This window comes from Sphingomonas sp. SP5 (assembly GCF_058313455.1).
This window is the reverse complement of the sequence record NZ_JBZFLF010000003.1, coordinates 71,107-95,454: the sequence shown is the minus strand read 5'-3', so window position 1 is coordinate 95,454 and position 24,348 is coordinate 71,107. Positions and strand designations below refer to the sequence as shown.

The window sequence follows — 24,348 nt, the reverse complement described above, 5'->3', positions numbered from 1 at the left end:
CCCAACCCCGCCTAAAACAATGACCCCGGCGCAGCGAACTGCACCGGGGGAGCGGCCCTGTAACCACTCCGCTGGCAGGAGGCAAGCCCCCTGCCCTTCACCCGCCGGCCGCAGCCGGCGCGTGCTTATGCGTCGACGTCGACCCGCTCGGGCGTCGCATGGGTGTTTACCCGATCGACGACCTTCCAGGTCTTCAGCTTGGAGATCGGCGCAGTCTCTTCGATGCGCACGGTCTCGCCCTGCTTGTACTCGTTCGCCTCGTCATGGGCGTGGTACTTCTTCGAACGACGGATGATCTTGCCGTAGAGCGGGTGTTTGACCTTGCGCTCCACGTTCACGACCACCGTCTTGTCGCCCTTGTCGGACACGATCAGTCCGGTCAGCACGCGCTTCGGCATGAAACGTATCCTTACTTGGCAGCCGCGGCGCTGGTGCGCTGCGCCTGGAGGGTCTTGATCCGCGCGATGTCGCGACGGACTTCCTTCACGCGGCTCGACTTTTCGAGCTGGTTCGTCGCCGCCTGGAAGCGGAGGTTGAACTGCTCACGCTTCAGCTGGCCGAGGCTCTCGCTCAGCTGGTCGTCGCTCTGGCCGTTGAAATCGGTCGTCTGAGCCATGGTTACTCGCCTCCGAGGTGGCTGGTGTCGCCCAGGCGGGCAACGACCTTGGTCTTGATCGGGAGCTTCATCGCGGCGCGCTCGAACGCCTCCGCGGCGATCTTGCCCTCGACGCCGTCCAGCTCGAACAGGATCCGACCCGGCTTGACGCGGGCGGCCCAGAATTCGGGCGAACCCTTGCCCGAGCCCATGCGGACTTCGGCGGGCTTCGACGAAACCGGCACGTCCGGGAACACGCGGATCCACAACCGGCCCTGACGGCGGATGTGGCGGGTGATCGCGCGGCGGGCCGCCTCGATCTGGCGGGCGGTGATCCGCTCCGGCTCCATCGCCTTCAGGCCGTACGACCCGAAGTTGAGGCTGGTGCCACCCTTGGCATCGCCATGGATGCGGCCCTTGAAGGCCTTGCGGAATTTGGTGCGCTTTGGCTGCAGCATGTCGTGTCAGTCCTTAACGACGGTCGTCGCGGGCCGGACGGACGCCGGAGGTCTGAGCCTCCATCATCAGCCGGTCCTGCGCCATCGGGTCATGGCCGAGGATCTCGCCCTTGAAGACCCAGACCTTCACGCCGCACACGCCATAGGACGTGTGGGCTTCGGCCTCGGCATAGTCGATGTTCGCGCGCAGCGTGTGCAGCGGAACGCGACCTTCGCGATAGCTCTCGGAACGGGCGATCTCGGCGCCGCCCAGGCGGCCGCCGCAGGCGACGCGGATGCCGTCGGCACCCAGGCGCATCGCCGACTGCACCGCACGCTTCATGGCGCGGCGGAAGGCGATACGACGCTCCAGCTGGTCGGCGATACCCTGCGCGACGAGCTTGGCGTCGATCTCCGGCTTGCGGATCTCGACGATGTTCAGCGACACGTCCGACTTGGTCATCGTGCCGAGCGTCTTGCGCAGCTTCTCGATGTCCGAGCCCTTCTTGCCGATGATGACGCCGGGGCGCGCGGCGAAGATCGAGATGCGGCACAGCTTGGCCGGACGCTCGATCACCACCTTGGAGATCGCCGCCTGCGGCAGCGTCTTCACGATATACTGGCGGATCTTCAGATCCTCCAGCAGCAGCTGGCCATAGTCATGGCCCTCGGCGAACCAGCGGCTGTCCCAGGTCCGGTTGATCTGGAGCCGCATGCCGATCGGGTTGCTCTTGTGACCCATTATGCTTCTTCCTGCTCGCGCACGACGATGCGCAGACGGCTGAACGGCTTCAGGATGCGGGTGGACTTGCCACGGCCACGGGTCGCGAAGCGCTTCATGGTGATCGACTTGCCGACCGACGCCTCGGCGACGACGAGCGCGTCGACGTCGAGGTTGTGGTTGTTCTCGGCATTGGCGATGGCGGACGCCAGCACCTTGCGCGCGTCGACCGCCATCGCCTTCTTCGAGAAGGCGAGGATGTTCATCGCGTCACCGACCGGCTTGTTGCGGATCAGCGCCGCGACCAGGTTCAGCTTCTGCGCCGAGCCGCGGATCTGGGTGCCGACCGACAAGGCTTCCTTGTCGCCGACCTTGCGGGGGGATGCAGGCTTGCTCATCAGCGCTTGCCCTTCTTGTCGGCGGCGTGACCCGGGAAGTAGCGCGTCGGCGCGAACTCACCCAGCTTCATGCCGACCATGTCCTCATTGACCGACACCGGCACGAACTTGCGGCCGTTGTAGACGTTGAACGTAAGGCCGACGAACGACGGCAGGATGGTGGAGCGACGCGACCAGGTCTTGATCGGCGCGCGGCCACCGGCGTCCTGCGCGGTTTCCGCCTTCTTCAGAAGGCTCAGTTCGACGAACGGGCCCTTCCAGACTGAACGAGCCATGGCTTAGCCCTTCCTCTTGGTCGAATGACGCGACCGGATGATCATCTTGTCGGTCGACTTGTTGTGACGGGTGCGCGCACCCTTCGTCGGCTTGCCCCACGGCGTGACCGGATGACGGCCACCCGAGGTCCGGCCTTCACCACCGCCGTGCGGGTGGTCGACCGGGTTCTTGGCGACGCCGCGGGTCAGCGGACGCTTGCCCATCCAGCGCGAACGCCCGGCCTTGCCGAGGTTCTGGTTCTGGTTGTCCGGGTTCGACACCGCACCGACCGTCGCCATGCACTCGCCACGGATGTAGCGCTGCTCGCCCGAGTTCAGGCGAACGATCACCATGCCGCGATCACGGCCGACGACCTGCACATAGGTACCGGCCGAACGGGCGATCTGACCGCCCTTGCCCGGCTTCATCTCCACGTTGTGGACGATGGTGCCGACGGGGACCTGGCCGATCTCCATCGCGTTGCCCGGCTTGGTGTCGGTCTTCTTGGCCGCAAGGACCTTGTCGCCCGGCGCCAGACGCTGCGGCGCGATGATGTAGGCCAGCTCTTCGTCGGCATACTTCACCAGCGCGATGAACGCGGTGCGGTTGGGATCATATTCCAGCCGCTCGACGGTGCCCTCGACGTCCCACTTGCGACGCTTGAAGTCGACGTAGCGGTACTTCTGCTTGTGGCCACCCGCGATGCCGCGGCTGGTCACATGGCCCTTGTTGTTGCGGCCACCGGTCTTGCGCTTGCCTTCGGTCAGCGCCTTGACGGGCTTGCCCTTGTACAGCTGCGACTTGTCGACGAGGATCAGGCCGCGGCGGGCCGGGCTCGTCGGGTTATAATGCTTGAGTGCCACTTACTTGGCCCCCTCGGTTACGTCGATCGACTGGCCGTCCTTCAGGGTGACAATGGCCTTCTTCATGTCGGAGCGCTGGTAGGGAGCGCCCTTCCACTTCTTGGTCTTGCCCTTCTGGACGATCGTGTTCACGCCGGTCACGGTGACGTCGAAGATCGCTTCGACGGCAGCCTTGATCTGCGGCTTGGTCGCGTCGTTGGCGACCTTGAACACGACGGCGTTATGCTCGGAGAGCACGGTCGCCTTTTCGGTGATGTGCGGCGCGACGATCACGTCATAGTGACGGTTGTCGACGGCCTTCTGCTGCTTAGCCATTGAACCGAGCCTCCAGCTTCTCGACCGCCGCGCGGGTCAGCACCAGCGTGTCAGCCTTCAGGATGTCGTAGACGTTGGCACCGGCCGACGGCAGGACGTTGATGCCGTGCAGGTTGCCGGCAGCCAGCGCGAAGCTCGTCTCGACCGCATCGCCGTCGATGACCAGCGCCGACTTGCCGAAGCCCAGCTTGGCGAGGTCGCCGACCAGCGTCTTGGTCTTGTTGTTCTCGACCGCGATGCTGTCCATGACGATCAGCGAGCCGGCCTTGGCATGGCTGCTCAGCGCCATCTTGAGGCCCAGGGCGCGGATCTTCTTGTTCAGCGACGGATTGAAGTCGCGAACGCGGGCGCCGTGAGCCTTACCACCGCCGATGAAGACGGGGGCGCGGCGATCGCCGTGACGGGCGGTACCGCCGCCCTTCTGGCGACCGAACTTCTTGCCCGAGCGGGCGACATCGGCGCGCTCACGCGTGCCGCGAGCCGTCTCACGACGCTTCTCGAGCTGCCAGGTGACGACGCGGTGCAGGATGTCGGCGCGCGGATCGAGGCCGAAGACCTCGTCGTTGAGCTCGACGTCCGCGCCAGCGGCCCCGGCGAAGGATTGAACCTTGACCTTCACGTTCAGCCCTCCTGGCCGTCGGTCGCTTCCGGCGCGCTCGTCTCAGCGGGCGTGTCGGCGGCGGTGTTGCTATTGGCAGCCTGCTTCAGGCTGGCGGGATACGGGGCGTCGGCATGCGCCTTCACCTTCACGGCGTCCTTGACGAACAGCCAGCCGCCCTTCGAGCCGGGCACCGAGCCCTTGACGAAGATCAGGCCGCGCTCGACGTCGGTGCCGACGATCTCGAGGTTCTGCTGGGTGCGGTTCTTGTCGCCCATGTGGCCGGCCATCTTCTTGTTCTTGAAGACGCGACCCGGATCCTGGCGGTTACCGGTCGAACCGTGCGAACGGTGGCTGACCGACACGCCGTGCGTGGCGCGCAGACCGCCGAAGTTCCAGCGCTTCATCGCGCCGGCAAAACCCTTACCCTGGGTACGACCCTGGATATCGACCAGCTGGCCGGCGACATAGTGATCGGCCGACAGTTCGGCGCCGACGTCGAGGAGGTTGTCCTCGGTCACGCGGAATTCGGCGACCACCGCCTTGGGCTCGACCTCGGCCTTGCCGAAGTGGCCGCGCTGCGGCTTGGCGACATTCTTGGCCTTGGCGACGCCGGCACCAAGCTGGACGGCGGTATAGCCGTCCCGATCCATTTCGCGACGGGCGACGACCTGAACGCCTTCGAGCTGCAGGACGGTGACCGGCACGTGGCGGCCGTCGTCCTGGAACAGGCGGGTCATCCCCATTTTCTTCGCGATCACGCCAGTACGCATGATCCTGCACTCCTTTTACAGAGGCACGCCCGGGACCATTCCCGCACGTGCGTGCGACACCCCCGAAGGCGTGTCATCCAACCCGGATGTAACTGCGTCGGCCCCGTCCCGGGCTGGTTGCTCCCGTTGCCGGGAGCGTGACGGGAGACGCTGGCCCGGCTCGCAAGGAGCCGGCGGTATCTCGTGTCTGTCAGGGGCCCGCCAGGCGGGTTCCCAACCGGCTGTCGCCGCATAACGCGGAAAACAGCAAACCCGCGGGACTCACGTCAACCGCGGGGATGCGCGCCATTACGCCAGCTTGATCTCGACGTCAACGCCGGCGGCGAGGTCGAGCTTCATCAGCGCATCGACCGTCTGCGGGGTCGGCTGCACGATGTCGAGCATGCGCTTGTAGGTGCGCACCTCGAACTGCTCGCGCGACTTCTTGTCGATGTGCGGACCGCGGTTCACCGTGAACTTCTCGATGCGGGTCGGCAGCGGAATCGGGCCACGGATGAGCGCGCCGGTGCGGCGTGCGGTGTCGGCGATGTCGCCGGTCGCCTGGTCGAGCACGCGATGGTCGAATGCCTTGAGGCGAATACGGATGTTGCTGTCCATGATCCCTACCGATGCGAAGGAGCACGACCCCGGCCGTCTCCCCCGCCGTAGCGAAGGACTCGTGCCGCTGGTGCTGGACCGGCGGGATGAGATCGCGTCGCCCGTTCATTGGGCATCCGCGACGACGAGAAAGAGCCGCAACTCAGTAAAACTGGAGGGGCGCCCTTAAAGGAGCCCTCATAAAAAGGCAACGGCCCGACTCTCCTTTTTTGGAGAGCCGGGCCGCTGTTCCTGTGGTCGGCGCCGGAGGGCGCCGATCACGCGACTTACTTGTCGATCGCGCTCACGACGCCCGCGCCGACGGTACGACCGCCCTCACGGATGGTGAAGCGCTGGCCGACGTCCATGGCGATCGGCGCGATCAGCTTGATGCCGAGGGCGATGTTGTCGCCCGGCATCACCATCTCGGTGCCCTCGGGCAGCTCGACGGTGCCGGTCACGTCCGTGGTGCGGAAGTAGAACTGCGGACGATAGTTGGCGAAGAACGGCGTGTGACGGCCACCCTCTTCCTTCGACAGCACGTACACTTCCGACTTGAAGTCGGTGTGCGGCTTGATCGAGCCCGGCTTGCAGAGCACCTGGCCACGCTCGACTTCGTCGCGAGCGACGCCGCGGATCAGCGCACCGACGTTGTCGCCGGCCTGGCCCTGGTCGAGCAGCTTGCGGAACATCTCGACGCCGGTGACGGTGGTCTTGCGGACGGTCGGGTGGATACCGACGATCTCGACTTCCTCACCGACCTTGACGATGCCGGTCTCGACGCGGCCGGTCACCACGGTGCCACGGCCCGAGATCGAGAACACGTCTTCGATCGGCATCATGAACGGCTTGTCGAGCGGACGCTCGGGCTGCGGGATGTAGTCGTCGACCGCCTTCATCAGCTCCAGGACCGACTCCTGGCCGAGCTTGGTGTCGCTGCCGTCGAGCGCCTTGACCGCCGAACCCTTGATGATGGGGATGTCATCGCCCGGGAATTCGTACGAGCTCAGCAGCTCGCGGATTTCCAGCTCGACCAGCTCGAGGATTTCCTCGTCGTCGACCAGATCGACCTTGTTCATGAACACGACCATCGCCGGCACGCCGACCTGACGGGCGAGCAGGATGTGCTCGCGGGTCTGCGGCATCGGGCCGTCGGTGGCCGAGACGACCAGGATCGCGCCGTCCATCTGGGCGGCACCGGTGATCATGTTCTTGACGTAGTCGGCGTGGCCCGGGCAGTCGACGTGCGCATAGTGGCGGTTCGTCGTCTCATACTCGACGTGGGCGGTCGAGATGGTGATGCCGCGCTCGCGCTCTTCCGGAGCCTTGTCGATGTTCGCGAAGTCGACGGCGACGCCGCCCGAGGTCTCTGCGAGAACCTTGGTGATCGCTGCGGTCAGCGAGGTCTTGCCGTGGTCGACGTGACCGATGGTGCCGATGTTGAGGTGCGGCTTGGTCCGCTCGAATTTTGCCTTAGCCATTTTCCTACCTTCTGATTCGAATTCGGTGCCGCCGGGGCCACGCGAACGCGGCCCTGTAGCGGGAGTTTGTGGGTAATGCCAGCCCCTGTGCGGCGGGGCCGACTATGTCGCCCCGCCACGCAGGCCGGCCTTCGGCATCCCGGGGCTAAGTCGCCTTAGCCCCGTGCGCCTTAGGCGAGCTTCGCCTTCACTTCGTCCGCGACGTTCTGCGGCACTTCGTCATAGTGCGAGAACTGCATGCTGTACTGCGCGCGGCCCTGGGTGAACGAGCGGAGCGCGTTCACATAGCCGAACATGTTGGCCAGCGGGACCATCGCCTCGACGGTCTGCGCGTTGCCGCGGCTGTCCGTACCCTGGATCTGGCCGCGACGGCTGTTCATGTCGCCGATGACGTCGCCCAGGTAATCCTCCGGGGTGACGACCTCGACCTTCATCACCGGCTCGAGCAGCGTGATGCCCGACTTCTGGGCCGCTTCGCGCATCGCGCCGCGGGCACAGATCTCGAACGCCAGCGCCGACGAGTCGACGTCGTGGTACGCGCCGTCGTACAGGTTGACCTCGAAGTCGATGATCGGGAAGCCGACCAGCGAACCGGTTTCCGCCGTTTCGCGGAAGCCTTTTTCGATCGCGGGGATATATTCCTTCGGAATATTACCACCCTTCACCTCGTCCTTGAACACGAAGCCGCTGCCACGCTCGCCCGGCGTCAACTTCACCTTCACGCGGCCGAACTGGCCGGTACCACCCGACTGCTTCTTGTGCGTGTAGTCGATGTCGACCGGCTTCTTGAGGTATTCGCGATACGCCACCTGCGGCGCACCGACGTTCGCCTCGACCTTGAACTCGCGCTTCATGCGGTCGACCAGGATCTCGAGGTGGAGCTCGCCCATCCCCTTGATGATGGTCTGGCCCGATTCGGCGTCCGAGGTCACGCGGAACGAGGGATCCTCGCGGGCGAGGCGATTGAGCGCGACGCCCATCTTCTCCTGGTCCGCCTTGGTCTTCGGCTCCACCGACAGCTCGATCACGGGCTCGGGGAATTCCATCCGCTCGAGGATGATCGGGGCGTTCTGCGCGCAGAGCGTGTCGCCGGTGGTGGTGTCCTTGAGACCCGCCAGCGCGACGATGTCGCCGGCATAGGCTTCCTGGATGTCCTCACGGCTGTTCGCATGCATCAGCAGCATGCGACCGACCTTTTCCTTCTTGTCCTTGACCGAGTTCATCACCTGCGACGCGGTTTCCAGCTTGCCGGAATAGATGCGCGCGAAGGTCAGCGTGCCGACGAAGGGATCGTTCATGATCTTGAACGCCAGCGCCGCGAACGGCTCGGTGTCCGACGACGGACGCTCGTCCGGCGTTTCGCCGTCGAGCTTGACGCCCTTGATCGCCGGCACGTCGAGCGGGCTCGGCAGATAGTCGACCACCGCGTCGAGCAGCGGCTGCACGCCCTTGTTCTTGAACGCCGAGCCGCAGACGATCGGCACGAACGCCATTTCGAGCGTGCCCTTGCGGATCAGCATCTTGAGGTCGGCGACCGAGGGCTCGTTGCCTTCGAGATACGCTTCCATCAGCGCATCGTCCTGCTCAACGGCCATCTCGATCAGGTCGCTGCGATACTTCGCGGCCTTTTCCTTCAGGTCGTCGGGAATGTCCTGATATTCGAACTTCGCGCCCAGGCTCTCTTCCAGCCAGATGATCGCGCGGTTGTTCACCAGGTCGACGAGGCCCTTGAAGCCGCCCTCGATGCCGATCGGCAGATACAGCACGGCCGGACGCGCGCCGAGGCGCTCGATGATCGAATCGACGCAGAAGTAGAAGTCGGCACCGGTGCGATCGAGCTTGTTGACGAAGCACATGCGCGGCACGCCGTACTTGTCGGCCTGACGCCACACGGTTTCCGACTGCGGCTCAACGCCGGCGACGCCGTCGAAACAGGCAACCGCACCGTCGAGCACGCGCAGCGAACGCTCGACTTCGATGGTGAAGTCGACGTGGCCGGGGGTGTCGATGATGTTGATGCGATGCTCAGGGCCCTTGCCCTCGTCGGCGGACCAGAAGCAGGTCGTCGCAGCCGACGTGATCGTGATCCCGCGCTCCTGCTCCTGCTCCATCCAGTCCATCGTCGCGGTGCCTTCGTGCACTTCGCCGATCTTGTACGACTTGCCGGTGTAATAGAGGATGCGCTCGGTCGTGGTCGTCTTGCCGGCGTCGATGTGCGCCATGATGCCGATGTTGCGATAGCGCTCGAGCGGATGGCTGCGGGCCATGATCGTGGTTTCCTTAGAGATATGGGGAGCGCAGCTTCCGCCGGCTCCCCATGATATAGGTCAAAAGCGGAAAGCTTCCAAGCCTTACCAGCGGTAGTGCGAGAACGCCCGGTTGGCTTCGGCCATGCGGTGCGTGTCTTCCCGCTTCTTCACCGCGTTGCCGCGGTTGTTGGCGGCGTCCATCAGCTCGCCCGACAGGCGCGCCGACATCGTGTTCTCCGAGCGGGCGCGGGCCGCGGCGATCAGCCAGCGGATCGCGAGCGCCTGGGCACGCTCCGGACGCACCTCGACGGGGACCTGGTAGGTCGCACCGCCGACGCGGCGGCTGCGGACCTCGATGCCCGGCTTGATGTTGTTCAGCGCATCGTGGAACACGCCGATCGGCTCGCGCTTCGCGCGGGTCTCGACGGTTTCGAGCGCACCATAGACGATGAGTTCGGCGACGGACTTCTTGCCGTCCAGCATCACCGAATTCATGAACTTCGACAGAACCTCATCCCCGAACTTGGGATCAGGCAGGATGACCCGCTTTTCGGGACGACGACGACGTGCCATTTCAAAAACCTTTCAAACTTCAGCCTGATGGATGATCCCCACACGGGGACATCCGGCTTACTTCGGACGCTTGGCGCCGTACTTGGAGCGGGACTGGCGGCGATCCTTGACGCCCTGCGTGTCGAGCACGCCGCGCAGCACGTGGTAGCGCACGCCGGGAAGGTCGCGCACACGGCCGCCGCGGATCAGGACCACCGAGTGCTCCTGAAGGTTGTGGCCTTCGCCCGGGATGTAGCTGATGACTTCGCGGCTGTTGGTCAGGCGGACCTTGGCCACCTTGCGCAGCGCCGAGTTCGGCTTCTTCGGGGTCGTCGTGTAGACGCGGGTGCAGACGCCGCGCTTCTGCGGGTTCTGCTCCATCGCAGGGACCTTGGACTTGGCCTTCTGCGGGTCGCGGCCCTTGCGGACCAGCTGGTTGATCGTCGGCATGAAGCCTTCACCTCTGTAAAAGGGTTACTTTGCTGGAGCCATCACAGCACTTCGGAATACAAAAAGGGACACACAAGCGACGCGCACGTCACCAGGGGCCCCACACATTTGCATCCAGCAATGTTCAAGCTTGCCCGTCGGATCGCTCCGGCGAGCGCGCGGGCCTATACGCAGAGTCGGGCTTGCGGTCAACATCGCCGCCCTTAACCGGCTCGCAACCGCCGCGCGCGTACGGCACCGGCATGCCGGCCTCTTTCCCTGCCTTGCGGCTGAAGTCGCCCCCTGCCCTGCCTTCGACCTCGGTCGCGGCACTGGCGCTGATGGCGGCATTTGCGGCCGTGCTGCCGGGCGGCGGCTGGAGCGATGCGACGGCCTTGCTGGCGCTGGTCGCGGCTTTGGTCGCGGCGCATGACCGGCGGTACCGCGCCATGCTGGCGGCGGCCGGCCTCGCCGCAGGCCTGTCGTCGGCGGGGTTGCTGCTGGCGCCACTCCTTGTCGGTTGGCCGATCGCCCGCGGTGCAGCGCGCCACCTGCCCATCGCCGCCCTGACGGCGGCAGCGGCGTGGCTTGCGTCGCCGTGGCACGCGCCATCGGCCGACCTGCCGAACGTTGCGGCCATCCTCCTTCCGCACAGCGTCGCGCTGGTCGCCGCACTGGGCGCGGGCAGCGCGGCGTGGCTGGCCGCGCGCGCAGCCGCGTCGGCGCCGGCGGACCTGATGCGCGAAGCACGACTCGGTGCGCTCGTCCTCGCCGCCGTGCTGCCGCTACCGGCGGGAGCATTCGGCTTCGTCGCCGCACTGGCGCTGCTGCCGCTCGCCGCCGTGCCCGCGCGGATCGCCGCCAACGACAATCTGCCGGTGCGCCGCGTGACGATCCGCCTCGCCGCCTAGCGCCGCTGCGCCAGCGTCTGGAGCAACAGCTTTTCGAATCGGGCCGGATCCTCGACCTGCGGCGAATGGCCGAGCCCATCCAGTCGGACCAGCGCCGCGTTCGGCATCCGCTTCACCGCCTCGCCCGCGATCGCGGGGATCGCCTGCAGGAACTGCCGCAGGTCGGGCGGCATCTGCGCGCGGCCGAACGCCGTCTTGTCGAGCGTGCCGACGATCAGCGTGGTGGGCGGCTTGATGCGGTAAAGCTCGTGCGCGACCGGCTGCGTCTTGATCATCTCGCTGGTCTTGGCCTGCGCCAGAGCCACCGTGTCGCGCCCCTGCCCCGCGTACATGCCCGCCAGCATCCACACCCAGCGGTCATAGGCCGGCTTCCAGGTGCCGTGGTAGTAGTTCTGCTGCTGATACGCCTTGATGGTCGCGTAGCTGGTCTTGCGCTCGCCCGCCCACAATGTGTCGATATCGACGTACGGCAGCCCTTCCTCGGACCGGTCCTTCAACCCCAGCGGGTTCACCAGCACCAGCCGGTCGACCGCGTCGGGGTACATGATCGCAAAGCGCATCGCGAGCATGCCGCCCATCGAATGACCGACGATCGCCGCACGGGCGATGCCGCGCGACTGCATCAGCCGGCGGGTAAAGGCGGCCAGCATCTCGAAGCTATATTGCGCGCTGCGCGGCTTGGACGATTTGCAGAAGCCGATCTGATCGGGAACGAGCACGCGATAGCCCGCGCCGCTCAGCGCCCTTGCCGTACTTTCCCAGGTGGCGCCGCAGAAGTTCTTGCCATGCAACAGCACCACGCTCGCGCCGTTGGGCCGCGCCGGCGCGATGTCCATGAACGCCATGGTCGCAGGCTGGCCGATCACGTCCACCGTCATCGTCTGCACCGGCCAGGGATAGGTGAAGCGCTCCAGGTTGGCGCCGAAGTCCGGCGCCGCAGTCTGCTCCGCCCCGCCGGCAACCGGCATCATCGCCGCCACCATCGCCGTGCACGCCGCAAAAATCCTGGCCAAAACCCTGCGCTCCTTTCCGCGACACCGAGCGGCGCCTTATAAGGCGCCGGTTCGCGGCGTCATCCGCTCTGCGGCGAATCGTCACGGACGATGCAGGATCGGCTTGCCCTTTGGCCGCGATGGCGATAGGGCGCACCGCGCTGCAGGAGTGTAGCTCAGTTGGTAGAGCATCGGTCTCCAAAACCGAGGGCCCACGGTTCGAGTCCGTGCACTCCTGCCAGTCCTTCGCCGCGCGGCGAAGCAGTGGCCCACAGCCAATCCGTTGACGTAGATGATGAATTTTTTGTCATTTCGAACGGTGACGCCCGCGCCCGGCCTGCTATACCGCAGGCATGGATGAGGCGACGCGATATACCCTTGTACTGGTCATCATCGGCACGTTGCTGCTGATCGGCGTTCCGACGCTTGTCGTCTACTTGCGGAAACGCAAACGCGACAAGCTGCGCCGTCGCGGCATCAAGCGTTACGGCCACTGATCCCATCGTGCGGGGCGGCCGGCCTGCCTCCACGCTCGCTCTTGCGCTGACGCGCCCAGGGGGCTATCTGCGCAGGCCATCCGACAGCCAGGACGGGCCGCGCCGGTTTCCCATCAAGGGGAAAGCGGCGGAGCCGCCATGGCCGCAGCTGTCCGGATCATCGTGATTCCAGCGGGCTTCGAGAGACAAGAGTGGCGAAGACGACCCCCATCGAGTTCATCCGTCAGGTGCAGGCAGAGACCAAGAAGGTCGTCTGGCCGACCGGGCGCGAGACGATCATGACGGGCGTCATGGTCGTCATCATGACGACCATCCTCGCGCTGTTCTTCCTGGGCGTCGACACGTTCTTCAACGCGGTCGTCCAGGCGCTGCTCAAGCTCGCGAAGTAAGGGTTTCCATAATGGCGCGCTGGTACATCATTCACGCCTATTCGGGCTTCGAGGGCAAGGTCCGCGACGCGATCATGTCGGAGGCGACCCGCCTCGGCCTCGAACAACTGGTCGAGCAGATCGAGGTGCCGACCGAGACGGTGACGGAGGCACGCCGCGGCAAGAAGATCGCGGTCGAGCGCAAGTTCATGCCCGGCTACGTCCTCGCCAAGCTCAACATGAACGACGACGTCTACCATCTGGTCAAGAACACGCCCAAGGTGACCGGCTTCCTCGGATCGATGGGCAAGCCGCAGGCGATCAGCGAGGCCGAGGCCGCGCGGATGCTCAACAGCAAGGAAGAGGCCGCCGCCGCCCCCAAGACCAAGGTCAAGGTGGATTACGAGATCGGCGATGCGGTGAAGGTGCTGGAAGGCCCGTTCGCCAGCTTCAACGGCATCGTCGAGGAACTCGATTTCGACAAGTCCAAGGTCAAGGTCAGCGTCTCGATCTTCGGCCGCGCGACGCCGGTCGAGCTCGACTTCGAGCAGGTCGAACGCAGCAAGTAAGGCGCAGGCCGCGCGCCTGTGCGTGCGGCCGAGCCCGGCCGGCGGGTCGCACAGCGAACCCGTCCGACGACGCGGGATTCACTCCTGTGTCGGGTGAGGCAGCGCATCACGCGTTGGTCCGGCTCACCCCTTCCCGGCTAGAAACGCGGGCCGTGCCAGCAGCGCCCGCATCCTTCCCCAGCAGAAACCTTTTCTCACGATCCGTTCGCGCAACCAAGCGGCGCCTGCGCCATTGATAGGGTACGCCGCCACGGCGCAAGGTGTCACCGGCCAGCATGCGCCGGGACCCACAAGGAGAGAGCCGGTCATGACCTGTCTACGCTTCGTCGGCCTGGGTTTGGCAGCCGTTCTTGGTATCGCGGCGGCGCCCAATCCCGGTGACCCCATCGGCACCGATCACGCCGTTCGCATCGATCATCGCATCGGCCCCGTCGACGCCCGCTACCGTGGCGATCTGCGCGTCGATCACCGCCAGATCGGTGCCGTCGCGCCGGCCGGCCGCCCGTCGACCTTGCGCTGCCACTGGAACGCGCGGATCGACGTCTCCCGCCACGCCGTCACCCCCGGCGGCCACCGCCTGCACCGCAGCTTCGTCAGCGAACCGGTGGCGACCGGCAGCCGCAACGGCTGGTGCAGTGGCCAGCAGCAGGCGATCGCCCGCGACGTCGCGGCACAGGCCGGCGATCTCGACCGTCACCTCCAGGCTGTGGCGCGTGAAGACCATGAGGTGCTGCGCGACGAACTCGATCGGCTGCACGGCACGGTCAGCGTTGGATGAAGCCAGCACTATATGCCCTCGGCGCCGGAATCGCGTTGCTGGCCGGCCCGGCCGCGGCGCAGCTGAGCACCTCCGCCGGTGTCGAGGCGGCAAGTGACGAAAACCGCCGCGGCCTCAGCTGGAGCGACGGACGGGCGGTGGCATCGGCGGACGCCCGCATCGCCAGCGGCGCACTGGATGCTTCCGCGCGCATCGTCACTACGCGCGGCTCCGATCGCCATGCCGGGGCCGATGCCGTCGCCGATCTCACCGTCGGCTCAGGCTGGGACGTGGGCGCGGTACGGCTGCGCGCGCAGGCGACCGGCCACCTGTTCGCCGGTGCGCGCGGGCGGATGGACTATGTCGAGGTCGGCGGCTTTGCCGGCTATGGCTATGGACCTCTCTACCTGACCGGCGGCGCCAGCTATGCGCCGGCGCAGCGCGCGATCGGTGGCAGCAACCTCTATCTGTATGCCAACGCCAGCGCCGGTATCCCCGGTACGCCGCTGACCGTGCTCGCCGATCTCGGCCATTCCTCCGGCGCGGTGGACGATTCCGTCCGCGCCCAGCGGCTGCGCCCCGGCGGCGATTACACCGACTGGCGGCTGGGAGTGGAGCATCGCCGCGACCGGCTGACGTTCGGCCTGGATTACGTCGGCACCGACGTATCGCGCGCCGCCGCGTTCGGCCCGTTCGCCGATGCGCGCCATGCCGGCGATCGCATCGTCGGCCGGGCACGCCTGGATTTCTGACCTTTCTCCTCCCTCCCGACCCCGCTACGCCGCGCCGATGACCAGACTTGCCGTATTCGACTGCGACGGAACGCTCGTCGACAGCCAGGCCAATATCTGCCGGGCGATGGAGGAGGCATTCCTGCTCGCCGACATGCCGGCGCCGCCGCGTGCCGCGATCCGGCGGATCGTCGGCCTCAGCCTGGTGGAGGCGCTCGCCGCGCTGCTGCCGCAGGCCGATACCGCGCTGCACCGACGCATGGCGGCGGATTACAAGGACGCGTTCTTCCGCCTGCGCACCAGCGGCGCGATGGCGGAGGAGCCCTTGTTCGAGGGCATCGACATCGTCCTGCAAACGCTGACGGACGACGGCTGGCTGCTCGGCGTCGCGACCGGCAAGTCCGACCGCGGCCTGGCGCATATCCTCGGCCATCACGGCCTCGCCCACCGGTTCGTCACTCTACAGACCGCCGACCGCCACCCGTCCAAACCCGATCCGGCGATGCTGCTCGCCGCCATGGCGGAGGCAGGCGCGGCGCCCCATATGACTGCGATGATCGGTGACACCAGTTTCGACATGGCGATGGCCAAGGCGGCGGGCGCCCGCGCGATCGGCGTCGCCTGGGGCTATCACGACCTCCACGATCTGGTGGACGCCGGGGCCGACGTCGTCGCCGAGCGCGTCGCCGCCCTGCCGGGGCTGCTCGCATGAGCGGCGATACCGCGCGGCGGCGCTGGCTGGCCATGGTCGGCAGCCGGCTTGCCGGCAGCATCGGCGCGATCTTCGGCCTCGTCCTCGCGGCGCGTGCGCATGACTGGCCGACCAAGGCGCTGGGCGTTGCGATCACGCTGTCGGCGCTGGCGGTGATCGCGATCGTGCCGGCGAGCCTCGCACAGCGCTGGCGGACGCCGCCACAGCCATGAAGCGCTTCTGGACCGATGTGGCCATCGATGCCGACCGCGTGGTGACGCTGGACGGCAGGCCGGTGCGCACGCCCGGCCGCACGCCCCTGGCGCTGCCGACGCCCGCGCTGGCCGACGCGGTGGCGGCCGAATGGCGCGCCGTGCCCGACACGCTCGATCCGCGGACGATGCCGCTCACCGGCCTTGCCAACGCCGCCATCGACCGCATCGCGCCCGATCCCGCCGCCTTCGCCGCCGGCCTTGCCGCCTATGGCGAAAGCGACCTGCTCTATTACCGCGCCGATTCGCCCGACGATCTGGTCGCCCGCCAGCGCGACGCCTGGGATCCGTGGCTCACCTGGGCGCGTACCCGCTACGACGTGCATTTCGAGCCGACCTCCGGCGTCATGCATCGACCGCAGCCGGCGGCGACGCTGACCCGGCTGAGCGACGCCGTGAGCGCCCTCGATCCCTTCCACCTCGCCGGGCTGTCACCGATCGTGACGATCACCGGATCGCTGGTCTTGGCACTGGCGCTGCTGGAACACGCGGCCAATCCCGATACGGCGTGGATGGCCGCGCATGTCGACGAGGATTGGCAGGCGGACCTGTGGGGCACCGACGCCCTGGCCATTCAGGCGCGCGACAATCGCCGCCGCGACTACGATGCCGCCATCACCTTCCTGCACGCGCTGGATTGACGGGTGACGGCCCGTGGGACGGCACCGTGCAAAATCGCAAAGTTAGGATGGGCTCGCGCAGAGGCGCGGAGGTCTTGCGCCGGCAGTGTGTGCCGCTCCCATCACGCTATAGCGCCGCGCTTTAGACTCGAACCGTTTGCCCTGAGCCTGTCGAAGGGCAGCGCCGCAAGCGTATCGTCCGTTGCAGCCCGCCCTTCGACAAGCTCAGGGCAAACGGGATACAGGGTGAAGGGGGCTACCGCTCGATGCCCTGGATGATGATGGAAGAGCATTGAGCCGCGTCTCACCTACGCGCGAACCACCTCATCTTCGGCTTTACGCCGATCCCGCCACGCGGGTTAGCTTGCGGATGAAGCCGATCAGCCCGGTCTGCCGCGACCGCTTCAGCCGTTCGGCGGCGAGGATCGTCTTCACCCCCTTGAAACACTGCTCGACGTCGTCGTTGACCAGGACATAGTCATAGCCGTCCCAGTGGCTCACCTCATTGGCGGCCCGCGCCATGCGCGCCTCGATCACCTCGGCCGAATCGGTGTTGCGATTGGTGAGCCGGGCGCGCAGTTCCTCCATCGACGGCGGAAAGATGAACACACGGACCACGTCGCCGCCGGCGATCTGGAAGAGCTGCTGCGCGCCCTGCCAGTCGATATCGAACAGCACGTCCTTGCCCGCCGCCAGCATCGCCTCGACCTGCGCACGCGGCGTGCCGTAGCGCTGGCCGAAGACGTGCGCCCATTCCAGGAACTCGTCCTCCGCCACCATGCGGCGGAATTCCTCGAGATCGACGAAATGATAGTCCTTGCCGTCCACTTCGCCCGGCCGCATCGGCCGCGTCGTCGCCGACACCGACATGCCGAGTTCCGGCTCGTCCGCCAGCAGCTTGCGCGCGATCGTCGATTTGCCCGCGCCGGATGGCGATGACAGGACGAACAGGACGCCGCGGCGCTTGAAATGGTGCGGGTCGTGGGGCTGGGTCGTCGGCATGCGCGCTAGTGGCGTCTGCCCGCCCCGCGCGTCAAGCACCTGCTGCAAAAACGCAAAGGGTCAGGCCGCTCCCGTGAGGGAGCGGCCGCGACGTTCACAGCCCGCGCTTCGCCTCGCGTCGGCGATCATACGCCTTCTTCGCGACATAGCCGCCGCCGAGCAACAGCCCGAGCGGCCCCATGCGCCGCATCGCGCCGACCGAGAGCGCGCCGATCGCCGCGCCCTTGAGGCCCCCCGACCCATCGCGGCGGTCCATTTCGCGCCCGACGAGCGCACCGATAATCCTGCCGATCATGCTTCCACCTTTCCGAATACCGTGTCCTTCAGCTGCTCCGCACCGCGCAGCACCGCCCAGCCGACCGCATAGGTGACCGCCAGCGGCAGCACGACCTTCAGCACATTGGCCGTGACCGCGCCGATGATCGCGCCGTCCGCAACGCCGTCGTCGTCGCCGGAGAGCGAATCGATCGCCGCGCCGATCAGCGCGCCCGTTGTCGTGGTGCTCACCTGTCGTCCTTTGTTTGCCTGGCCCGATGAAGCGCGCGAACGATGCGCGAAGTTCCGTAACGGTCCCGTTCCGGCGTCATCGCCCGATCATCGTCTCCGGGCGGACCAGCCGATCGAACGTCGCCTCGTCGACCAGCCCCAGTTCCAGCCCCGCCTGCTTCAGCGTCTGGCCATGCTGGTGCGCGTGCTTGGCGATCTTGGCGGCATTGTCATAGCCGACCTCGGGCGCCAGCGCGGTGACCAGCATCAGCGATCGCTCGACCAGCTCGCCGATCCGCCCGGCATTTGCCTGTAGCCCGTCGACCGTCCGTTCGGCGAAGCTCGTCATGCCGACGCTGAGCAGCGCGATCGACCGCAGCACATTGGCGCCGATCAACGGCTTGAAGACGTTGAGTTCCAGATGCCCCTGCAATCCGCCGACGGTGACCGCGACATTGTTGCCCATCACCTGTGCGGCGACCATCGTCAGCATCTCGGCCTGCGTCGGGTTGACCTTGCCCGGCATGATCGAGCTGCCCGGTTCGTTGGCCGGCAGATCGAGCTCGCCGAGGCCCGACCGCGGACCCGATCCGAGCAGCCGGATGTCGTTGGCGATCTTGGTCAGCGCCACGGCCAGCACGTTGAGCGCGCCATGCAGGTCGACGAGGCCGTCGTTGCTCGCCAGCGCCTCGAACTTGTTGGGCGCGGTGACGAAGGGGAGATCGGTCAACGCCGCGATCTCCGCCGCCACGTCCTCGGCGAAACCAGCCGGCGCGTTGAGCCCGGTGCCGACCGCGGTTCCGCCCTGCGCCAGCGGCATGATGTTGCGGGCGAGCGTGCCCTCGATCCGGTCGCGCGCATTGACGAGCTGCTGGACGTAGCCCGAAAATTCCTGGCCTAACGTCAACGGCGTCGCGTCCTGCAAATGGGTCCGGCCGATCTTGACGAGGTCGTCCCATTCCGCCGCCCGCGCCGCCAGCGCATCGCGCAGCCGGTCAAGCGCCGGGTACAGCTGCCGCGTCACTGCCAGCGCCGCGGCGACGTGCAGCGCGGTTGGGAAACTGTCGTTGGACGATTGACCGCGGTTGACGTCGTCGTTGGGATGCACCGGCGTCTTGCCGCCACGCGTGCCGGTCAGCGCCTCGTTGGCGCGGCCGGCGATCACCTCGTTGACGTTCATGTTCGACTGGGTGCCGCTGCCCGTCTGCCAGATGACGAGCGGAAACTGGTCGTCCATCGCGCCATCCGCGATTCGCGCTGCGGCCGCCTCGATCGCATCCGCCTTTTCGGGCAGCAGCCCGTGCCGGCGGTTCACGCGCGCCGCCGCGCGCTTCACGATCGCGAGGGCATGGACGATCTCCACCGGCATCCGCTCGCGCGGGCCGAAGGGGAAATTCTCGAGGCTGCGCTCGGTCTGCGCGCCCCAATAGGCGTCGGCGGGGACCTCGATCGGGCCGATCGAATCGGTTTCGGTGCGGGTGGTCATGCGGTGGTGAACCGGCGGCGGCGATGATGGTTGCGGCGCAATGGCCTCGAACGTCGCGATCGTTGTCGCCGACGACGCCTGTTCCACCCTTCTCCTCCGTCATCACGACGTGCGCGGAATGACGATCGGGTGAGGCGTCAAGACACTCACCCACGCCCGTCACGGGAGTAAATCCCGTGACGTCGAAGCTCGGCTAAGCCGAGCCCGGCCGGGCGTTCGCGTCGCTTGCGCGACCGCTACACCGCTCGCTTCGCCTCACTTCTTGCGCTTGAAATCCACGCTGACGACGTTGGAGCCGTCCTCGGCCGGCGTCACGGTCGGGCCGTCGTTTTCCGCCTCGTCGTGCGGTTCCGGGCCGTCGCCCGGCCCTTCGGTCGCCTGGAAGCGCAGTTCGAAATTCACCGCCGGATCGTGGAAACCGGTGATCGCCGAATAGGGGATGACCAGCTTGGAGGGCACCTGGTTGAAGCTCAGCCCCACCGAAAACCGCCGCTCGTCCACCGTCAGGTCCCAATAGCGGTTCTGCAGCACGATCGTCATCTCGTCCGGAAAGCGCTCCATCAGGCGCTGCGGGATGTCGACGCCGGGCGCCTGCGTCTTGAAGGTGATGTAGAAATGATGCTCGCCGGGCAGCCCGCCCGATTCGGCCACCGAGCCGAGCACGCGGCCGACGACGGCGCGCAGCGCCTCCTGGACGATTTCATCATACGGGATAAGGCTATCGGGCAGGCCGTCGGTCATTCCCCTTGGGTAGCGCACTGGCGGGGCCGGTCAAGATTGTGTGTGCCGTAACACCCACGTATGGGGCGGGCCGACATGCGCACCGCGACCATCAACCGCTCCACCGCCGAGACGCGGATCGACGTCACCGTCAATCTCGACGGCACCGGCACCTATGCGATCAGGACGGGCATCGGCTTCCTCGACCATATGGTCGAGCAGCTCTCGCGCCACGGCCTGATCGACATCGAGCTGAAGGTGGACGGCGATCTGCATATCGACGGGCACCACACCGTCGAGGATTCGGCGCTGGCGCTCGGCCAGGCGGTGGCGCAGGCGCTGGGCGACAAGCGCGGCATCCGCCGCTACGGCGATGCGCTCTCGCCGATGGACGAGACGCTGACCCGCGTGGCGCTCGACATTTCCGGCCGGCCGTGGCTGGTGTGGAAATCGGGCTTCACCGTCGCGCGCCTCGGCGAACTCGACACCGAGCTGATCGAACACTGGTTCCACAGCTTCGCACAGACCGCCGGCATCACCCTGCACGTCGAGACGCTGTACGGCAGCAACAACCACCATATCGTCGAAAGCGCCTTCAAGGGGCTCGCCCGCGCCCTGCGCGCGGCCGTCGAGATCGACCCGCGCAAGGCGGACGCGATCCCCTCGACCAAAGGCGTATTGTGAGCGCGCTCGCCCTCATCGACTACGGCGCTGGTAACCTCCATTCGGTCGAGAATGCGTTGCGGGCAGCGGGTGCCACCGACCTCGCCGTCACCGCCGATCCCGACGTTGTGGCGAAGGCCGATCGCATCGTCCTGCCCGGCGTCGGCGCCTTCGGTGCCTGCGCGGCGGCGCTGCGCGCGGTGCCCGGCATGGTAGAGGCGATGGAACGGCGGGTCCGGCAGGACGGCACCCCCTTCCTCGGCGTCTGCGTCGGCATGCAGCTGATGGCGGACGTCGGCGAAGAGCTGGGGCAGCACCGCGGCCTTGGCTGGATGCGGGGCCGCGTGCGCCGGCTGGAGCCCGGCACCATGGACGCCAAGGTTCCGCACATGGGCTGGAACGACGTGGTGCCGTCGGGCGACCACCCGCTGGTGCCGGCGGGCGAGGCCTATTTCCTGCACAGCTACGCCTATGAGGGCGAAGACGTGATCGCGACCAGCGACCATGCCGGCCGGGTCACCGCCGCGATCGCCCGCGACACGATGCTCGGCGTGCAATTCCATCCCGAAAAGAGCCAGCGCTACGGCCTGGCGATGCTCGAAAGGTTTCTCGCATGGCGGCCGTAACGCCTTCTGATCCTCCCCAAGCTCGCTTGGGGAGGGGGACCGCCGACCGCAGGTCGGTGGTGGAGGGGGCCGCCGTGCAACGGCGGCTACGCCGCCGCCCCTCCACCATCGCGATGCGATGGTCCCCCTCCCCGAGCGAGGTCGGGGAGGAATGTGCGGCATGACCCTCATCGTCTTCCCCGCCATCGACCTCAAGCGCGGCCAGGTCGTCCGCCTTGCAGAGGGCGATATGGATCGTGCCACCGTTTATGGTGACGATCCCGCGGCGCAGGCGCTGCGCTTCGCCGACGCCGGCGCGCAGCACCTGCACGTCGTCGACCTCGACGGCGCCTTTGCCGGCGAATCGGTCAACGGCGAGGCGGTACGCGCCATCGTTTCCGCCTTTCCCGGCCACGTCCAGCTCGGCGGCGGCATCCGCAACCGTGCCAGCGTCGAACGCTGGTTCGACCTCGGCGTATCGCGCGTCGTGATCGGCACCGCGGCGCTGGAGGACCCCGATTTCGTCCGCGCCGCGGCGCGCGACTTCCCCGGCGGCATCGTCGTCGCGGTCGACGCCAGGGACGGCATGGTCGCCACCAAGGGCTGGGCGGATGTCTCGACCACCAGCGTCGTCGAACTCGCCCGCCGCTTTGAGGATGCCGGCGTCGCCGCGCTGCTGTTCACCGACGTGGGCCGCGACGGCCTGCTCAAGGGGTGCAACGTCGATGCGACCGTCGACCTCGCCCGTGCGGTGTCGATCCCGGTGATCGCCAGCGGCGGCGTCAAGGGCATCGACGACATCCACATGCTGTCGATCCACGCAGGCGACGGCATCGAAGGCGTCATCACCGGCCGCGCGCTGTACGACGGCCGCCTCGACCTCGCCGCCGCGCTCGCCGTGGCGCAGGCGGCGTGATGGTGTTCGCGCAGATATCGACACGCTGTAAGCCCCTCCCCTTCAGGGGAGGGGTCGGGGGTGGGGCGTGTCTCATGGAGACCGGCCCCCGCGTCCTCCACCCCAACCCTTCCTCTGAAGAGGAGGGGCTACAAGGATGACCGTTCGCGCGCGCGTGATCCCGTGTCTCGACGTGGCGAACGGCCGCGTCGTGAAGGGCGTCAATTTCGTCGAGCTGCGCGATGCCGGCGATCCGGTCGAGCAGGCGCGCGCCTATGACGCTGCGGGGGCGGACGAGCTCTGCTTCCTCGACATCACCGCCAGCCACGAGGATCGCGGCACCATCCTCGACGTGGTCCGTCGCACCGCCGCGGTCTGCTTCATGCCGCTGACCGTCGGCGGCGGCGTGCGCACCGCCGACGATGCCCGCGCGCTGCTGCTCGCCGGCGCGGACAAGGTCGCGGTCAATTCCGCCGCCGTCGCCCGGCCGGAGGTGGTCGCCGACATCGCCGAACGCTTCGGCAGCCAATGCTGCGTCGCCTCGGTCGACGCGCGCCGCGTCGGCGAGGGATGGGAGGTGTTCACCCACGGCGGCCGCCGCCCGACCGGGATCGATGCGATCGCGCATGCGCTCCACCTGGCCGAACTCGGCGCCGGCGAACTGCTCGTCACCTCGATGGACCGCGACGGCACCCGGTCGGGCTACGATCTCGACCTTGTCCGCGCCATCGCCGACCGGGTCAGCGTGCCGGTGGTGGCGAGCGGCGGCGTCGGCGGGCTTCCCGACCTCGTCGCCGGCATCCGCGACGGTCACGCCAGCGCGGTCCTCGCCGCCTCGATCTTCCACTTCGGCGAGGCGAGCGTCGCCGACGCCCACGCCGCGCTGGCCGCGGCGGGCATCCCGGTACGCAGGCCCATCGCGGCCGCTTAGCGCTTCGCTAAGGCTTTGCCGGCAAACCGGCGCGATGTACCGCATCCACTTCCGCCACGACCTGAACCTCGTCGACATCCGGTGGACCGGCCTGTTCGACGGGCCGAGCGTCGATGCCTATGCCGACGAACTGATCCGCCGCTTCCGCGAAGAAGGCTTCGCGCCCGGCTATCGCCTGCTGATGGACATGAGCGGCTGCAGCGTGCAGCCCGCCGAAGCGGCATCGGCGATCAACCGTCGCCTCGGCAGCTTCCACCGCGCCAGCCGCATCGCGATCGTCACCGCCAGTGCGATCACGCGGTTGCAGGTGCGGCGGTTCATGACGCAATCCTACCTGCGCATCTTCGCCTGCCCGGACGAGGCGCGCGACTGGCTGGCGGCGGAATGATGTTGCCGCTGCTGTCGGTCGCCGGCGGGCATTCCGGCGTGGTCCATCGCCGGACGGGGCCCGAACTGTCCGACTTCGCGCTGTTCCTCGTCGCCGCGGCCGGCCTGTGGCTGGTGCGGCGCGCGATGCGCCGCCGATTCGGGCCGGCGCCGACGAACAAGGATTGACCCCTCCCCGCCTCCCGCGCCAAGCGGTGTCCATGGACCCGCTCGACCGCCTGGAAGCCACCATCCGCGCCCGCCGCGACGCCGCCGAACCCGGCCGCTCCTATGTCGCGAGCCTCTTCGCCAAGGGCCGCCCGAAGATCGCGCAAAAGGTCGGCGAGGAAGCGACCGAGACGGTGATCGCCGCCCTCGCCGCGCCGGAGACGCTCGCCTCGGAAGCCGCCGACCTCTTCTTCCACCTGCTGGTGCTGCTCGCCGATGCCGGGCTGGGTCTCGACGATGTGCGCGCCGAACTCGCCCGGCGCGAGGGCGTGTCCGGCCATGACGAAAAAGCCGCGCGCTGACAGGAGCCTGCCGC

At 67.3% G+C, this 24,348-nt stretch carries 37 protein-coding genes and 1 tRNA gene; 17 read left to right on the top strand and 21 right to left on the bottom strand.

Annotation, left to right across the window (positions count from 1 at the left end; all coding sequences use genetic code 11):
- Window positions 1–125 precede the first annotated feature (125 nt).
- The 15 genes from rpsQ to rpsL all read right to left on the bottom strand — a co-directional run bounded on the left by rpsQ (window position 126) and on the right by rpsL (window position 10,263).
- Window positions 126–398, bottom strand: coding sequence for a 30S ribosomal protein S17 (gene rpsQ / locus AC4GY7_RS07995; RefSeq protein WP_037534161.1), 273 nt, complete (start codon window positions 396–398; stop codon window positions 126–128).
- Window positions 399–409: 11 nt separating this feature from the next.
- On the bottom strand, window positions 410–616 hold the full coding sequence (rpmC, locus tag AC4GY7_RS07990; RefSeq protein ID WP_491112904.1) for a 50S ribosomal protein L29: 207 nt from the start codon (window positions 614–616) through the stop codon (window positions 410–412).
- Between the two features lie 2 nt (window positions 617–618).
- A complete protein-coding gene (gene rplP / locus AC4GY7_RS07985; protein ID WP_491112903.1) occupies window positions 619–1,053 on the bottom strand; it encodes a 50S ribosomal protein L16 in 435 nt (144 codons plus the stop codon).
- A gap of 13 nt (window positions 1,054–1,066) precedes the next feature.
- Window positions 1,067–1,774 carry a 30S ribosomal protein S3 gene (gene rpsC, locus AC4GY7_RS07980; protein ID WP_443583930.1) on the bottom strand — a complete coding sequence of 236 codons (708 nt, stop codon included), beginning with the start codon at window positions 1,772–1,774 and terminating at the stop codon, window positions 1,067–1,069.
- A complete protein-coding gene (gene rplV / locus AC4GY7_RS07975; protein WP_443583931.1) occupies window positions 1,774–2,151 on the bottom strand; it encodes a 50S ribosomal protein L22 in 378 nt (125 codons plus the stop codon). Before rplV ends, rpsC begins: the two co-directional genes overlap by 1 nt.
- A complete protein-coding gene (gene rpsS, locus AC4GY7_RS07970) occupies window positions 2,151–2,426 on the bottom strand; it encodes a 30S ribosomal protein S19 (RefSeq protein ID WP_017979490.1) in 276 nt (91 codons plus the stop codon). Before rpsS ends, rplV begins: the two co-directional genes overlap by 1 nt.
- Before the next feature lie 3 nt (window positions 2,427–2,429).
- The gene (rplB, locus tag AC4GY7_RS07965) at window positions 2,430–3,269 is read right to left on the bottom strand and encodes a 50S ribosomal protein L2 (protein ID WP_443583932.1); all 840 of its coding nucleotides are present in this window, start codon (window positions 3,267–3,269) and stop codon (window positions 2,430–2,432) included.
- On the bottom strand, window positions 3,270–3,584 hold the full coding sequence (locus AC4GY7_RS07960; protein WP_443583933.1) for a 50S ribosomal protein L23: 315 nt from the start codon (window positions 3,582–3,584) through the stop codon (window positions 3,270–3,272).
- Window positions 3,577–4,203, bottom strand: a complete 627-nt coding sequence (rplD, locus tag AC4GY7_RS07955; RefSeq protein WP_491112902.1) for a 50S ribosomal protein L4 — start codon at window positions 4,201–4,203, stop codon at window positions 3,577–3,579. The genes AC4GY7_RS07960 and rplD overlap by 8 nt, the downstream gene beginning before the upstream one ends.
- 2 nt (window positions 4,204–4,205) lie before the next feature.
- On the bottom strand, window positions 4,206–4,955 hold the full coding sequence (gene rplC, locus AC4GY7_RS07950) for a 50S ribosomal protein L3 (protein ID WP_443583935.1): 750 nt from the start codon (window positions 4,953–4,955) through the stop codon (window positions 4,206–4,208).
- Between the two features lie 288 nt (window positions 4,956–5,243).
- Window positions 5,244–5,552 carry a 30S ribosomal protein S10 gene (gene rpsJ / locus AC4GY7_RS07945; RefSeq protein ID WP_007406109.1) on the bottom strand — a complete coding sequence of 103 codons (309 nt, stop codon included), beginning with the start codon at window positions 5,550–5,552 and terminating at the stop codon, window positions 5,244–5,246.
- Between the two features lie 266 nt (window positions 5,553–5,818).
- A complete protein-coding gene (gene tuf, locus AC4GY7_RS07940; protein ID WP_443583936.1) occupies window positions 5,819–7,012 on the bottom strand; it encodes an elongation factor Tu in 1,194 nt (397 codons plus the stop codon).
- A 170-nt stretch (window positions 7,013–7,182) separates the two neighbouring features.
- Complete coding sequence (gene fusA, locus AC4GY7_RS07935) at window positions 7,183–9,279, bottom strand: elongation factor G (protein WP_491112901.1); 2,097 nt, start codon at window positions 9,277–9,279, stop codon at window positions 7,183–7,185.
- A gap of 84 nt (window positions 9,280–9,363) precedes the next feature.
- Window positions 9,364–9,834: a 30S ribosomal protein S7 gene (gene rpsG / locus AC4GY7_RS07930; protein WP_443583938.1), complete on the bottom strand. Its 471-nt coding sequence runs from the start codon at window positions 9,832–9,834 to the stop codon at window positions 9,364–9,366.
- 57 nt (window positions 9,835–9,891) lie between these two features.
- Window positions 9,892–10,263 carry a 30S ribosomal protein S12 gene (rpsL, locus tag AC4GY7_RS07925; protein ID WP_010185487.1) on the bottom strand — a complete coding sequence of 124 codons (372 nt, stop codon included), beginning with the start codon at window positions 10,261–10,263 and terminating at the stop codon, window positions 9,892–9,894.
- Between the two features lie 242 nt (window positions 10,264–10,505).
- On the opposite strand from rpsL, the gene AC4GY7_RS07920 reads away from it, so the two are divergent.
- On the top strand, window positions 10,506–11,153 hold the full coding sequence (locus tag AC4GY7_RS07920) for a hypothetical protein (RefSeq protein ID WP_491112900.1): 648 nt from the start codon (window positions 10,506–10,508) through the stop codon (window positions 11,151–11,153).
- On the opposite strand, the gene AC4GY7_RS07915 is transcribed toward AC4GY7_RS07920, so the two are convergent.
- Complete coding sequence (locus tag AC4GY7_RS07915; RefSeq protein ID WP_491112899.1) at window positions 11,150–12,166, bottom strand: alpha/beta fold hydrolase; 1,017 nt, start codon at window positions 12,164–12,166, stop codon at window positions 11,150–11,152. The two genes, AC4GY7_RS07920 and AC4GY7_RS07915, sit on opposite strands and share 4 nt — an antisense overlap.
- Window positions 12,167–12,310: 144 nt before the next feature.
- Between AC4GY7_RS07915 and AC4GY7_RS07910 the strand changes: the two genes are divergently transcribed.
- The 9 genes from AC4GY7_RS07910 (at window position 12,311) to AC4GY7_RS07870 (ending at window position 16,671) form a co-directional block, all read left to right on the top strand.
- Window positions 12,311–12,386 (top strand) — tRNA-Trp (locus AC4GY7_RS07910).
- 112 nt (window positions 12,387–12,498) lie between these two features.
- Window positions 12,499–12,642, top strand: coding sequence for a hypothetical protein (locus tag AC4GY7_RS07905; protein ID WP_491112898.1), 144 nt, complete (start codon window positions 12,499–12,501; stop codon window positions 12,640–12,642).
- Between the two features lie 191 nt (window positions 12,643–12,833).
- Window positions 12,834–13,031: a preprotein translocase subunit SecE gene (gene secE, locus AC4GY7_RS07900; RefSeq protein ID WP_443583942.1), complete on the top strand. Its 198-nt coding sequence runs from the start codon at window positions 12,834–12,836 to the stop codon at window positions 13,029–13,031.
- Between the two features lie 11 nt (window positions 13,032–13,042).
- Window positions 13,043–13,579: a transcription termination/antitermination protein NusG gene (nusG, locus tag AC4GY7_RS07895; RefSeq protein ID WP_443583943.1), complete on the top strand. Its 537-nt coding sequence runs from the start codon at window positions 13,043–13,045 to the stop codon at window positions 13,577–13,579.
- 307 nt (window positions 13,580–13,886) lie between these two features.
- Window positions 13,887–14,357, top strand: coding sequence for a hypothetical protein (locus AC4GY7_RS07890; protein ID WP_491112897.1), 471 nt, complete (start codon window positions 13,887–13,889; stop codon window positions 14,355–14,357).
- Entirely contained in the window at window positions 14,354–15,088 is a 735-nt protein-coding gene (locus AC4GY7_RS07885; protein WP_491112896.1) for a TorF family putative porin, read from the top strand. Before AC4GY7_RS07890 ends, AC4GY7_RS07885 begins: the two co-directional genes overlap by 4 nt.
- A 37-nt stretch (window positions 15,089–15,125) precedes the next feature.
- Window positions 15,126–15,779, top strand: coding sequence for an HAD-IA family hydrolase (locus AC4GY7_RS07880; protein ID WP_491112895.1), 654 nt, complete (start codon window positions 15,126–15,128; stop codon window positions 15,777–15,779).
- Window positions 15,776–15,991 carry a hypothetical protein gene (locus AC4GY7_RS07875; protein WP_491112894.1) on the top strand — a complete coding sequence of 72 codons (216 nt, stop codon included), beginning with the start codon at window positions 15,776–15,778 and terminating at the stop codon, window positions 15,989–15,991. Before AC4GY7_RS07880 ends, AC4GY7_RS07875 begins: the two co-directional genes overlap by 4 nt.
- Window positions 15,988–16,671, top strand: coding sequence for an ATP12 family chaperone protein (locus AC4GY7_RS07870; protein ID WP_491112893.1), 684 nt, complete (start codon window positions 15,988–15,990; stop codon window positions 16,669–16,671). Before AC4GY7_RS07875 ends, AC4GY7_RS07870 begins: the two co-directional genes overlap by 4 nt.
- A 315-nt stretch (window positions 16,672–16,986) precedes the next feature.
- Here AC4GY7_RS07870 and gmk read toward each other — a convergent pair whose 3' ends face one another.
- The 5 genes from gmk to AC4GY7_RS07845 form a co-directional block, all read right to left on the bottom strand.
- Window positions 16,987–17,652 carry a guanylate kinase gene (gene gmk / locus AC4GY7_RS07865; protein WP_443583949.1) on the bottom strand — a complete coding sequence of 222 codons (666 nt, stop codon included), beginning with the start codon at window positions 17,650–17,652 and terminating at the stop codon, window positions 16,987–16,989.
- Window positions 17,653–17,746: 94 nt separating this feature from the next.
- A complete protein-coding gene (locus AC4GY7_RS07860) occupies window positions 17,747–17,947 on the bottom strand; it encodes a hypothetical protein (RefSeq protein WP_443583950.1) in 201 nt (66 codons plus the stop codon).
- Complete coding sequence (locus tag AC4GY7_RS07855) at window positions 17,944–18,159, bottom strand: hypothetical protein (RefSeq protein ID WP_443583951.1); 216 nt, start codon at window positions 18,157–18,159, stop codon at window positions 17,944–17,946. Before AC4GY7_RS07855 ends, AC4GY7_RS07860 begins: the two co-directional genes overlap by 4 nt.
- A gap of 76 nt (window positions 18,160–18,235) precedes the next feature.
- Window positions 18,236–19,624 (bottom strand): class II fumarate hydratase, encoded by a 1,389-nt coding sequence (gene fumC / locus AC4GY7_RS07850; RefSeq protein WP_491112892.1) that lies wholly within the window; start codon window positions 19,622–19,624, stop codon window positions 18,236–18,238.
- 255 nt (window positions 19,625–19,879) lie between these two features.
- The gene (locus AC4GY7_RS07845; RefSeq protein WP_491112891.1) at window positions 19,880–20,365 is read right to left on the bottom strand and encodes an SspB family protein; all 486 of its coding nucleotides are present in this window, start codon (window positions 20,363–20,365) and stop codon (window positions 19,880–19,882) included.
- A 75-nt stretch (window positions 20,366–20,440) separates the two neighbouring features.
- Between AC4GY7_RS07845 and hisB the strand changes: the two genes are divergently transcribed.
- The 7 genes from hisB to AC4GY7_RS07810 all read left to right on the top strand — a co-directional run bounded on the left by hisB (window position 20,441) and on the right by AC4GY7_RS07810 (window position 24,334).
- Complete coding sequence (hisB, locus tag AC4GY7_RS07840) at window positions 20,441–21,028, top strand: imidazoleglycerol-phosphate dehydratase HisB (protein ID WP_491112890.1); 588 nt, start codon at window positions 20,441–20,443, stop codon at window positions 21,026–21,028.
- Entirely contained in the window at window positions 21,025–21,633 is a 609-nt protein-coding gene (hisH, locus tag AC4GY7_RS07835) for an imidazole glycerol phosphate synthase subunit HisH (protein ID WP_491112889.1), read from the top strand. Before hisB ends, hisH begins: the two co-directional genes overlap by 4 nt.
- A gap of 160 nt (window positions 21,634–21,793) precedes the next feature.
- A complete protein-coding gene (gene hisA, locus AC4GY7_RS07830) occupies window positions 21,794–22,528 on the top strand; it encodes a 1-(5-phosphoribosyl)-5-[(5-phosphoribosylamino)methylideneamino]imidazole-4-carboxamide isomerase (protein ID WP_491112888.1) in 735 nt (244 codons plus the stop codon).
- Window positions 22,529–22,664: 136 nt separating this feature from the next.
- Window positions 22,665–23,438, top strand: a complete 774-nt coding sequence (gene hisF / locus AC4GY7_RS07825) for an imidazole glycerol phosphate synthase subunit HisF (protein ID WP_491112887.1) — start codon at window positions 22,665–22,667, stop codon at window positions 23,436–23,438.
- A 34-nt stretch (window positions 23,439–23,472) separates the two neighbouring features.
- Complete coding sequence (locus AC4GY7_RS07820; RefSeq protein WP_491112886.1) at window positions 23,473–23,826, top strand: SpoIIAA family protein; 354 nt, start codon at window positions 23,473–23,475, stop codon at window positions 23,824–23,826.
- On the top strand, window positions 23,823–23,993 hold the full coding sequence (locus AC4GY7_RS07815) for a hypothetical protein (RefSeq protein ID WP_443583959.1): 171 nt from the start codon (window positions 23,823–23,825) through the stop codon (window positions 23,991–23,993). Before AC4GY7_RS07820 ends, AC4GY7_RS07815 begins: the two co-directional genes overlap by 4 nt.
- A 32-nt stretch (window positions 23,994–24,025) precedes the next feature.
- The gene (locus AC4GY7_RS07810; protein ID WP_491112885.1) at window positions 24,026–24,334 is read left to right on the top strand and encodes a phosphoribosyl-ATP diphosphatase; all 309 of its coding nucleotides are present in this window, start codon (window positions 24,026–24,028) and stop codon (window positions 24,332–24,334) included.
- Window positions 24,335–24,348: the final 14 nt, after the last annotated feature.

What these genes read in the sequence shown, in the direction of transcription:
- rpsQ (WP_037534161.1), bottom strand. Translation starts at nt 398, where the DNA reads ATGCCGAAGCGCGTGCTGACCGGACTGATCGTGTCCGACAAGGGCGAC.
- rpmC (WP_491112904.1), bottom strand. Translation starts at nt 616, where the DNA reads ATGGCTCAGACGACCGATTTCAACGGCCAGAGCGACGACCAGCTGAGC.
- rplP (WP_491112903.1), bottom strand. Translation starts at nt 1,053, where the DNA reads ATGCTGCAGCCAAAGCGCACCAAATTCCGCAAGGCCTTCAAGGGCCGC.
- rpsC (WP_443583930.1), bottom strand. Translation starts at nt 1,774, where the DNA reads ATGGGTCACAAGAGCAACCCGATCGGCATGCGGCTCCAGATCAACCGG.
- rplV (WP_443583931.1), bottom strand. Translation starts at nt 2,151, where the DNA reads ATGAGCAAGCCTGCATCCCCCCGCAAGGTCGGCGACAAGGAAGCCTTG.
- rpsS (WP_017979490.1), bottom strand. Translation starts at nt 2,426, where the DNA reads ATGGCTCGTTCAGTCTGGAAGGGCCCGTTCGTCGAACTGAGCCTTCTG.
- AC4GY7_RS07960 (WP_443583933.1), bottom strand. Translation starts at nt 3,584, where the DNA reads ATGGCTAAGCAGCAGAAGGCCGTCGACAACCGTCACTATGACGTGATC.
- rplC (WP_443583935.1), bottom strand. Translation starts at nt 4,955, where the DNA reads ATGCGTACTGGCGTGATCGCGAAGAAAATGGGGATGACCCGCCTGTTC.
- rpsJ (WP_007406109.1), bottom strand. Translation starts at nt 5,552, where the DNA reads ATGGACAGCAACATCCGTATTCGCCTCAAGGCATTCGACCATCGCGTG.
- tuf (WP_443583936.1), bottom strand. Translation starts at nt 7,012, where the DNA reads ATGGCTAAGGCAAAATTCGAGCGGACCAAGCCGCACCTCAACATCGGC.
- fusA (WP_491112901.1), bottom strand. Translation starts at nt 9,279, where the DNA reads ATGGCCCGCAGCCATCCGCTCGAGCGCTATCGCAACATCGGCATCATG.
- rpsG (WP_443583938.1), bottom strand. Translation starts at nt 9,834, where the DNA reads ATGGCACGTCGTCGTCGTCCCGAAAAGCGGGTCATCCTGCCTGATCCC.
- rpsL (WP_010185487.1), bottom strand. Translation starts at nt 10,263, where the DNA reads ATGCCGACGATCAACCAGCTGGTCCGCAAGGGCCGCGACCCGCAGAAG.
- AC4GY7_RS07920 (WP_491112900.1), top strand. Translation starts at nt 10,506, where the DNA reads ATGCCGGCCTCTTTCCCTGCCTTGCGGCTGAAGTCGCCCCCTGCCCTG.
- AC4GY7_RS07905 (WP_491112898.1), top strand. Translation starts at nt 12,499, where the DNA reads ATGGATGAGGCGACGCGATATACCCTTGTACTGGTCATCATCGGCACG.
- nusG (WP_443583943.1), top strand. Translation starts at nt 13,043, where the DNA reads ATGGCGCGCTGGTACATCATTCACGCCTATTCGGGCTTCGAGGGCAAG.
- AC4GY7_RS07890 (WP_491112897.1), top strand. Translation starts at nt 13,887, where the DNA reads ATGACCTGTCTACGCTTCGTCGGCCTGGGTTTGGCAGCCGTTCTTGGT.
- AC4GY7_RS07885 (WP_491112896.1), top strand. Translation starts at nt 14,354, where the DNA reads ATGAAGCCAGCACTATATGCCCTCGGCGCCGGAATCGCGTTGCTGGCC.
- AC4GY7_RS07880 (WP_491112895.1), top strand. Translation starts at nt 15,126, where the DNA reads ATGACCAGACTTGCCGTATTCGACTGCGACGGAACGCTCGTCGACAGC.
- AC4GY7_RS07875 (WP_491112894.1), top strand. Translation starts at nt 15,776, where the DNA reads ATGAGCGGCGATACCGCGCGGCGGCGCTGGCTGGCCATGGTCGGCAGC.
- AC4GY7_RS07870 (WP_491112893.1), top strand. Translation starts at nt 15,988, where the DNA reads ATGAAGCGCTTCTGGACCGATGTGGCCATCGATGCCGACCGCGTGGTG.
- gmk (WP_443583949.1), bottom strand. Translation starts at nt 17,652, where the DNA reads ATGCCGACGACCCAGCCCCACGACCCGCACCATTTCAAGCGCCGCGGC.
- AC4GY7_RS07860 (WP_443583950.1), bottom strand. Translation starts at nt 17,947, where the DNA reads ATGATCGGCAGGATTATCGGTGCGCTCGTCGGGCGCGAAATGGACCGC.
- fumC (WP_491112892.1), bottom strand. Translation starts at nt 19,624, where the DNA reads ATGACCACCCGCACCGAAACCGATTCGATCGGCCCGATCGAGGTCCCC.
- AC4GY7_RS07845 (WP_491112891.1), bottom strand. Translation starts at nt 20,365, where the DNA reads ATGACCGACGGCCTGCCCGATAGCCTTATCCCGTATGATGAAATCGTC.
- hisB (WP_491112890.1), top strand. Translation starts at nt 20,441, where the DNA reads ATGCGCACCGCGACCATCAACCGCTCCACCGCCGAGACGCGGATCGAC.
- hisA (WP_491112888.1), top strand. Translation starts at nt 21,794, where the DNA reads ATGACCCTCATCGTCTTCCCCGCCATCGACCTCAAGCGCGGCCAGGTC.
- hisF (WP_491112887.1), top strand. Translation starts at nt 22,665, where the DNA reads ATGACCGTTCGCGCGCGCGTGATCCCGTGTCTCGACGTGGCGAACGGC.
- AC4GY7_RS07820 (WP_491112886.1), top strand. Translation starts at nt 23,473, where the DNA reads ATGTACCGCATCCACTTCCGCCACGACCTGAACCTCGTCGACATCCGG.
- AC4GY7_RS07815 (WP_443583959.1), top strand. Translation starts at nt 23,823, where the DNA reads ATGATGTTGCCGCTGCTGTCGGTCGCCGGCGGGCATTCCGGCGTGGTC.
- AC4GY7_RS07810 (WP_491112885.1), top strand. Translation starts at nt 24,026, where the DNA reads ATGGACCCGCTCGACCGCCTGGAAGCCACCATCCGCGCCCGCCGCGAC.